Source organism: Streptomyces azureus (assembly GCF_001270025.1).
Lineage (GTDB): Bacteria > Actinomycetota > Actinomycetes > Streptomycetales > Streptomycetaceae > Streptomyces > Streptomyces azureus.
In genome coordinates, this window is the sequence record NZ_DF968364.1 from 22,663 (window position 1) to 29,825 (window position 7,163).

At 73.1% G+C, this 7,163-nt stretch carries 6 protein-coding genes; 5 read left to right on the top strand and 1 reads right to left on the bottom strand.

Annotated elements, in window-relative coordinates:
• Positions 1 to 104: 104 nt before the first annotated feature.
• Positions 105 to 1,253, bottom strand: coding sequence for an S-methyl-5-thioribose-1-phosphate isomerase (gene mtnA / locus AOQ53_RS29240; protein ID WP_059421802.1), 1,149 nt, complete (start codon positions 1,251 to 1,253; stop codon positions 105 to 107).
• A 140-nt stretch (positions 1,254 to 1,393) separates the two neighbouring features.
• Here mtnA and AOQ53_RS29245 point away from each other — a divergent pair, with 140 nt between their 5' ends.
• Genes AOQ53_RS29245 through AOQ53_RS29265 form a run of 5 tightly spaced genes read left to right on the top strand, consistent with a single transcriptional unit; the run spans position 1,394 to position 7,028 of the window.
• Positions 1,394 to 2,761, top strand: a complete 1,368-nt coding sequence (locus AOQ53_RS29245; protein ID WP_059421804.1) for a glycerophosphoryl diester phosphodiesterase membrane domain-containing protein — start codon at positions 1,394 to 1,396, stop codon at positions 2,759 to 2,761.
• Between the two features lie 4 nt (positions 2,762 to 2,765).
• Complete coding sequence (locus tag AOQ53_RS29250) at positions 2,766 to 3,536, top strand: DUF4129 domain-containing protein (RefSeq protein ID WP_059421805.1); 771 nt, start codon at positions 2,766 to 2,768, stop codon at positions 3,534 to 3,536.
• The gene (locus AOQ53_RS29255; protein ID WP_059421806.1) at positions 3,533 to 4,729 is read left to right on the top strand and encodes a DUF4350 domain-containing protein; all 1,197 of its coding nucleotides are present in this window, start codon (positions 3,533 to 3,535) and stop codon (positions 4,727 to 4,729) included. Before AOQ53_RS29250 ends, AOQ53_RS29255 begins: the two co-directional genes overlap by 4 nt.
• On the top strand, positions 4,729 to 5,718 hold the full coding sequence (locus AOQ53_RS29260; protein ID WP_099054715.1) for an AAA family ATPase: 990 nt from the start codon (positions 4,729 to 4,731) through the stop codon (positions 5,716 to 5,718). The genes AOQ53_RS29255 and AOQ53_RS29260 overlap by 1 nt, the downstream gene beginning before the upstream one ends.
• On the top strand, positions 5,718 to 7,028 hold the full coding sequence (locus tag AOQ53_RS29265; protein ID WP_059421810.1) for a DUF58 domain-containing protein: 1,311 nt from the start codon (positions 5,718 to 5,720) through the stop codon (positions 7,026 to 7,028). The genes AOQ53_RS29260 and AOQ53_RS29265 overlap by 1 nt, the downstream gene beginning before the upstream one ends.
• The last annotated feature ends 135 nt before the right edge of the window (positions 7,029 to 7,163 follow it).

Below are 7,163 nucleotides of genomic sequence, written 5' to 3' on the forward strand. Positions count from 1 at the left end.
CCTGTTGATCTCGACAGCGGACGGCGGCGAGGCTCTCGCCCCCGCGAAGGGACGAGGTTGCCGGAGCCCGCACAACTCCGCACGCACTCCGGCAGCCGCCCGGCTCAGCCCGCCGACACCCGGCGCGACCGGGCGCACACCTCGGCGAGCGCCTCGGCCGTGACGGGCGAAACCGCGCCTTCCTCCGTGACGATCGCCGTCACCAGTTCGGGCGGGGTCACGTCGAACGCCGGGTTGTACGCCTGCGTCCCCAGCGGCGCCACCGGAATGCCACCGCCCGCCTCGGCCCCGGTCACCGGCACCTGCGGCGCCACGAACTCGGTCACCTCATGGCCGGCCCGCTGCTCGACTTCGATGGACGCCCCGTCCGGCGTGTCCGGATCCACCGTCGTCACCGGCGCCACCACGATGAACGGCACATGGTGATACCGCGCGAGCACCGCCAGCGGGTAGCTCCCGACCTTGTTCGCCACCGAACCGTCCGCCGTGATGCGGTCCGCCCCGATCAGCACGGCGTCCACCTCGCCGGCGGCGAACAGCGATCCGGCCGCGTTGTCGGTGAGCAGCGTGTATGCCATCCCACTGCGCGCCGCCTCGTACGCCGTCAGGCGGGCGCCCTGCAACAACGGACGCGTCTCGTCCACCCACAGACGCCGCAGCCGCCCCACCCGGTGCGCCGCGAGCGCCACCGCGAACGCCGTCCCCTCCCCGCCCGACACCAGGGAACCGGTGTTGCAGTGCGTGAGGATCCGGTGCCCTCCGCCGGGCAGCAGTTCGTCCAGCAGCGCCAGCCCGTGCTCGGCCATCCGCGCACTGGCCTCGGCGTCCTCCCGGTGCAACTGCCGCGCCGCCGCCAGCGCCGCCGCGGCCGCCTGCCTGATGTCACCGCCGTTGGCGAGCGCGGCCTCGTGGGCCGCTTGCGCCCGGCGCACACCCACGGCCAGGTTCACCGCGGTCGGCCGGGCGCTCGCCAGCGCGGCCGCGGCCTCCTCCACGTCGAAGCCCCGTACGGCGGCGAGCGCGACGCCGTACGCCCCCGCGATGCCGAGCAGGGGCGCCCCGCGCACGGCGAGCGAGCGGATCGCCTCCACGAGCGCGGGTGCGTCCGTACAGACCAGTTCGACCTCCTCGACCGGCAGCCTCGTCTGGTCGAGAAGGACCAGAACGGGCCCTTCCGGTGGTTCTTCCCAACGGATCGCCGGGATCTCGGTCGGCCGTTTGTCATCGCCGCTGTACGCGTACTGATCAGCCATGCCGCCAGTCTGCCCCCTAACCGGCGGACAATTGAAGGTACGCAGCCCATACCGCGGCCGGTCACTCCAAGACCACCCCATGGCACGATGGCTGCCAACCTGCCGCCGCGACCGCGGACGGGCACCGTGAAGGAGCGACGATGAACGACACTCCGGGCTGGGCCTCGCCCGGATCCGCCCCGTCCGACGGGCAGAAGCCTGACGCGTCCGGCCCTGCCGAGCCCGCCGACCGCCCCGGCCCCGCGCAGCCCGCGGACCAGCCGGGCCAGCCGGCCCAGGCCCCGCAGGGCCCCGGCCCGCAGTGGTCCAAGGACCAGCCGCCACCCGCCCAGTGGTCCGCCCCCAGCGGCTCCGGCACCCCGGCCGGCCCCGGCCAGACTCCCCCGCCCCCGCCGCCCGGCCCGGGCTGGGGCACCCAACCCCCCGGCGGATACGGCCCTGGCGGCCCCGGCGGATACGGTCCCGGCGGTCCGGGAGGCCCCGGCGGCTGGAGCAGCGCCTGGGGCGGCCCCCCGCCCGCCGCCAAGCCCGGCGTGATCCCGCTCCGCCCGCTCGGCGTGGGCGAGATCCTGGACGGCGCCGTCTCCACCATGCGCACCTACTGGCGCACGGTCCTGGGCATCTCGCTGACCATCGCGGTCCTCACCGAGGTCATCGTCGTCCTGTTCCAGGGCCTCGTCCTGGACGACTCCAGCACCGACGCCCTCAACGACCCCAGCGCCACCCTCAGCGAGCTGAGCCGCGCCATGGGCGATGCCATGCTCAACTCCACCGTCCTCTTCGTGATCTCCCTGGTCGGCACCGTCATCGCCACCGCCCTGCTCACCACCGTCACCAGCCGCGCCGTGCTCGGCAAGTCGGTGACCATCGGCGAGGCCTGGCGGGACGCCCGCCCTCAGGTCGTCAAACTCTTCGGCCTCATCTGCCTGTTGCTGCTCATCACCGCCGGCATCGTCACCGTGGGCACCCTGCCCGGCATCCTCGTCAGCGTCGCCGGGAGCACCGGAGCGGGCGTCGCCCTGACCGTCCTGGGCATCATCGGCGCCGGCATCGTCGCCCTGTGGCTGATGATCCGCTTCTCCCTGGCCTCGCCCGCGCTGATGCTGGAGAAGCAGGGCATCAAGAAGGCGATGAGCCGCTCTACGAAGCTGGTCCGGGGCACCTGGTGGCGGATCTTCGGCATCCAGCTGCTCGCCACGATCATCGCGAACGTCGTCGCCTCGATCATCGTCATCCCCTTCACCTTCCTCGCCGGGGCCCTGAGCGGCGACGGCATCACCGGCTGGCTCAACTCCGGTGTCGGCAGCCTCGGCTGGACGTTCCTCATCGTCAGCGGCATCGGCTCGGTGATCGGCTCCATGCTCACGTTCCCGATCACGGCGGGCGTCACCGTGCTCCTCTACATCGACCAGCGCATCCGCCGCGAGGCCCTCGACCTCGAACTGGCCCGCGCCGCCGGCGTCCAGGGCTACGGTCCGAACGCCCCCGGCGCCACCCCGGGGAGCTGATGCGGTGAGCTGGGCGGGGGAAGTTCTCACAACGGCGCTGCCACGCGCCGCCATACGCACGCTGCTGCGCGCCGGCGACACCTCGGTGCTGTCGTCGGCACGGTCCGCCGACGAACCGCCCCTCACCACACCGCGCGACCCCGCGCGCGAGGCGGCCCGACGCGAGCTGTCCAAGCGGATGTACCACGAGGACGACCCCAGCCTGTTCCAGCGCGCCCTGGACGCCTTCTGGGACTGGCTCGACAAACTGTTCAACGCCGCCTCGAGCGCCACACCGGGCGGAGCGCTCGGCCTGGTCGTCATCATCCTGGCCGTCGTCGCGGTCGTGGCCGCCCTGTGGTGGCGCCTGGGCACCCCGCGCCGGCAACCCACCTCGTCCGCCACCCTGTTCGACGACCGCCCCCGCAGCGCCGCGGACCACCGCGCCGCCGCCGAGGCGCACGCCGCCCAGGGCCACTGGAACCAGGCCGTCCAGGAACGCATGCGGGCCCTGGTCCGCGCCCTGGAGGAACGCGCCCTCCTCGACGCCCGCCCCGGCCGCACCGCCGACGAGGCCGCCGCCGAAGCCGGCCGGGCCCTGCCCGCCCACACCGACCGACTGCGCGCCGCAGCCCGCGACTTCGACGACGTGACGTACGGCGGCCGGTCGGCGACCGAACAGTCGTACCACCGCATCGCCGAACTCGACCGCGACCTGGAACGCACCAAGCCCCAGCTCGCGAGCAGCAGCGCCCACAGCACGGCCCCCCACGGCCGCCAGGGAGCCGCCGAATGACCACCGAGGCCACGCTCCCGTCCACCTCGGCCTCGCCCAGCACACGCCAGGTATGGGCCCGCGCGCGCGGCATCGCGCTCGCCCTCGTGCTGCTCCTGGTGGGAGCCATCGCCATCGCCGTGATCCGCTCCGACGCCCGGCACGGCGAACTCGACCCGCGCTCCGCCGACCCCAACGGCAGCCGCGCCGTCGCCGAACTCCTCGCCGACCGGGGCGTGGACACACGCGTGGTCACCACCCTGGACGAGGCAGCCGCCGCAGCCGGCCCGGACACGACCCTCCTGGTCGCCGTCCCCGACCTGCTGAGCCGAAGTCAGCAGTCCCGTCTGCACAACGCGTTCGCCGACTCCGGCGGCCGTACCGTCCTGGTCGCCCCCGGCAGCGCGTCCGTCGAACGACTCGCCCCCGGTGTCACCGCCGACCCCGCCACCAGCCTCGACTCGACGCTCTCCCCCGACTGCGATCTGCCCGCCGCCCGCCGCGCCGGCACCGCCGACACGGGCGGCGTCCGCTACACCACCACCCACCTCGACGCCGACAAGTGCTACACCAGCGAGCGCCTGGCCACCCTGCTGCGCTTCCCGGCCCCGACCGGGGACGGCGACACCGTCGTCCTCGGCGCGCCCGACATCCTCCTCAACGACCGCCTGGACAAGCAGGGCAACGCCTCGCTCGCCCTCCAACTCCTCGGTTCCCGCCCCCATCTGGTCTGGTACCTCCCCTCACTCTCCGACACGTCGGCCACCGGCAGCGACGACGAACGCAGCTTCTTCGACCTGCTGCCCTCGGGCTGGCTCTGGGGCGCCCTGCAACTCTTCGTCGCCGCAGCCCTGGCCGCCCTCTGGCGGGCACGCCGGCTCGGCCCCCTCGTGCCCGAAAAGCTCCCCGTGGCGATCCGCGCCTCCGAAACCGCCGAAGGCCGCGCGCGCCTCTACCGCAAGGCCGACGCCCGCGACCGCGCGGCAAACGCTCTTCGCTCCACCGCACGCACCCGCCTCGCCGCCCTCACAGGCGTCCCCGTCCCCCAGGCGCACACACCCGAGGTCCTGCTTCCCGCCCTGTCCACCCACCTCCAAGGCGACGGACAGGACCTGCGCACCCTCCTCTTCGGACCACCGCCCAGCGACGACGCAGCACTCATCGCACTCGCCGACCAACTCGACGCCCTCGAAAGAGAGGTACGCCGTCCATGATGGACCCGACCACTGACAACGCCGGGCAGACCGGGGACCAGGGCGCCGCCCGCGCCGCCCTGGAGGCCCTGCGCGCCGAGATCGCCAAGGCTGTGGTCGGCCAGGACCCCGCCGTCACCGGCCTCGTCGTCGCCCTGCTCTGCCGCGGCCACGTCCTCCTCGAAGGCGTCCCCGGCGTCGCCAAGACCCTCCTGGTCCGCGCCCTCGCCTCCGCCCTCGAACTCGACACCAAACGCGTCCAGTTCACCCCCGACCTGATGCCCAGCGACGTCACCGGCTCCCTGGTCTACGACACCCGCAGCGCCGAGTTCTCCTTCCAGCCCGGCCCGGTCTTCACCAACCTCCTCCTCGCCGACGAGATCAACCGCACGCCCCCCAAGACCCAGTCGTCCCTCCTGGAAGCCATGGAGGAACGCCAGGTCACCGTCGACGGCACCCCCCGCGCCCTCCCTGACCCGTTCCTGGTCGCGGCAACGCAGAACCCGGTGGAGTACGAGGGCACCTACCCCCTCCCGGAAGCCCAGCTGGACCGCTTCCTCCTCAAACTCACCATCCCCCTCCCCTCCCGCCAGGACGAGATCGACGTCCTCACCCGCCACGCCGAGGGCTTCAACCCACGCGATCTCCACGCCGCCGGCGTACGCCCCGTAGCGGGCCCAGCAGACCTGGAAGCGGCCCGCGTCGCCGTCGCCAAGACGACGATCTCCCCGGAGATCACCGCCTACGTCGTCGACATCTGCCGCGCCACCCGCGAGTCGCCGTCCCTCACCCTGGGCGTCTCCCCCCGAGGCTCCACGGCCCTCCTGGCCACCGCCCGCGCCTGGGCCTGGCTGACAGGCCGCGACTACGTCATCCCCGACGACGTGAAGGCATTGGCCCTCCCCACCCTCCGCCACCGTGTACAACTCCGCCCGGAGGCCGAAATGGAAGGCGTGACGGCCGACTCCGTCATCAACGCGATCCTCGCCCACGTCCCCGTCCCCCGCTGATGGCACTCACCGGACGCGCCGCCCTCCTCGCGGCCCTGGGATCCCTCCCCGTCGGCATCTGGGAACCCAGCTGGACGGGCATCCTGGCGGTCAACGCGCCCCTCGCCGTGGCCTGCGCCTGCGACTTCGCCCTGGCCGCCCCCGTACGACGCCTGGGCCTGACCCGCTCCGGCGACACCTCCGTGCGCCTGGGCGACACGGCGGACGTGACCCTCACGATCACCAATCCGTCCCGCCGCCCTCTCCGCGCCCGCCTCCGCGACGCCTGGCCCCCCAGCACCTGGCAGCCGGGCACGGAGACGACGGCCTCCCGCCACCGCCTCACGGTCCCCCCGGGCGAACGCCGGCGCGTGACGACCCGACTGCGCCCCACCCGCCGAGGCGACCGCCAGGCCGACCGCGTCACCATCCGCTCAGACGGCCCCCTCGGCCTCTTCTCCCGCCAGGGCACCCACAAGGCTCCCTGGACGGTACGCGTCCTGCCGCCGTTCACCAGCCGCAAGCACCTGCCCTCCAAGCTGGCCCGCCTCCGCGAACTGGACGGCCGCACCAGCGTCCTCACCCGAGGCGAGGGCACCGAATTCGACAGCCTGCGCGAGTACGTCCCCGGCGACGACACCCGCTCCATCGACTGGCGCGCCACAGCCCGCCAGTCCGCGGTCGCCGTACGCACCTGGCGCCCGGAACGCGACCGCCACATCCTCCTGGTCCTCGACACCGGCCGCACCTCGGCAGGCCGCGTGGGCGACGCACCCCGCCTCGACGCCTCCATGGACGCGGCCCTCCTCCTCGCAGCCCTTGCGTCCCGCGCCGGCGACCGCGTCGACCTCCTCGCCTACGACCGCAAGGTCCGCGCCCTCGTCCAGGGACGCACGGCAGGCGATGTCCTTCCGGCCCTGGTCAACGCGATGGCCACGCTCGAGCCCGAGTTCGTCGAAACGAACGCCCGCGGTCTCACGGCCACGGCCCTGCGCACGTCTCCCCGCCGCTCTCTGATCGTGCTCCTCACCACCCTGGACGCGGCCCCCATCGAAGAGGGCCTGCTCCCGGTCCTCTCCCAGCTCACCCAGCGCCACACGGTCCTGCTGGCATCAGTAGCGGACCCGCACATCAGCGAAATGGCCAAGGCACGCGGAAACGTCGACGCCGTCTACGAGGCAGCCGCGGCCGCCCAGGCCCAGTCGGAACGCCACCGCACGGCAGAGCAACTCCGCCGTCACGGCGTCACAGTCGTGGACGCGACACCGGTCGACCTGGCGCCGGCACTGGCGGACGCGTATTTGGCATTGAAGGCGGCCGGCCGCCTGTGAAGTGAGGGCCCTCGAAAGAGGGCCCCTAAATGCAGAAAACCCCCGCATCCGAAGATGCGGGGGTTTCCTCAAGAATTGTTCGGCGGCGTCCTACTCTCCCACAGGGTCCCCCCTGCAGTACCATCGGCGCTGTAA

Bases quoted from the DNA above. Each gene is read 5' to 3' on its own strand.
- AOQ53_RS29260 (WP_099054715.1), top strand. From the start codon at position 4,729: ATGGACCCGACCACTGACAACGCCGGGCAGACCGGGGACCAGGGCGCC.
- AOQ53_RS29265 (WP_059421810.1), top strand. From the start codon at position 5,718: ATGGCACTCACCGGACGCGCCGCCCTCCTCGCGGCCCTGGGATCCCTC.
- AOQ53_RS29245 (WP_059421804.1), top strand. From the start codon at position 1,394: ATGAACGACACTCCGGGCTGGGCCTCGCCCGGATCCGCCCCGTCCGAC.
- mtnA (WP_059421802.1), bottom strand. From the start codon at position 1,253: ATGGCTGATCAGTACGCGTACAGCGGCGATGACAAACGGCCGACCGAG.
- AOQ53_RS29255 (WP_059421806.1), top strand. From the start codon at position 3,533: ATGACCACCGAGGCCACGCTCCCGTCCACCTCGGCCTCGCCCAGCACA.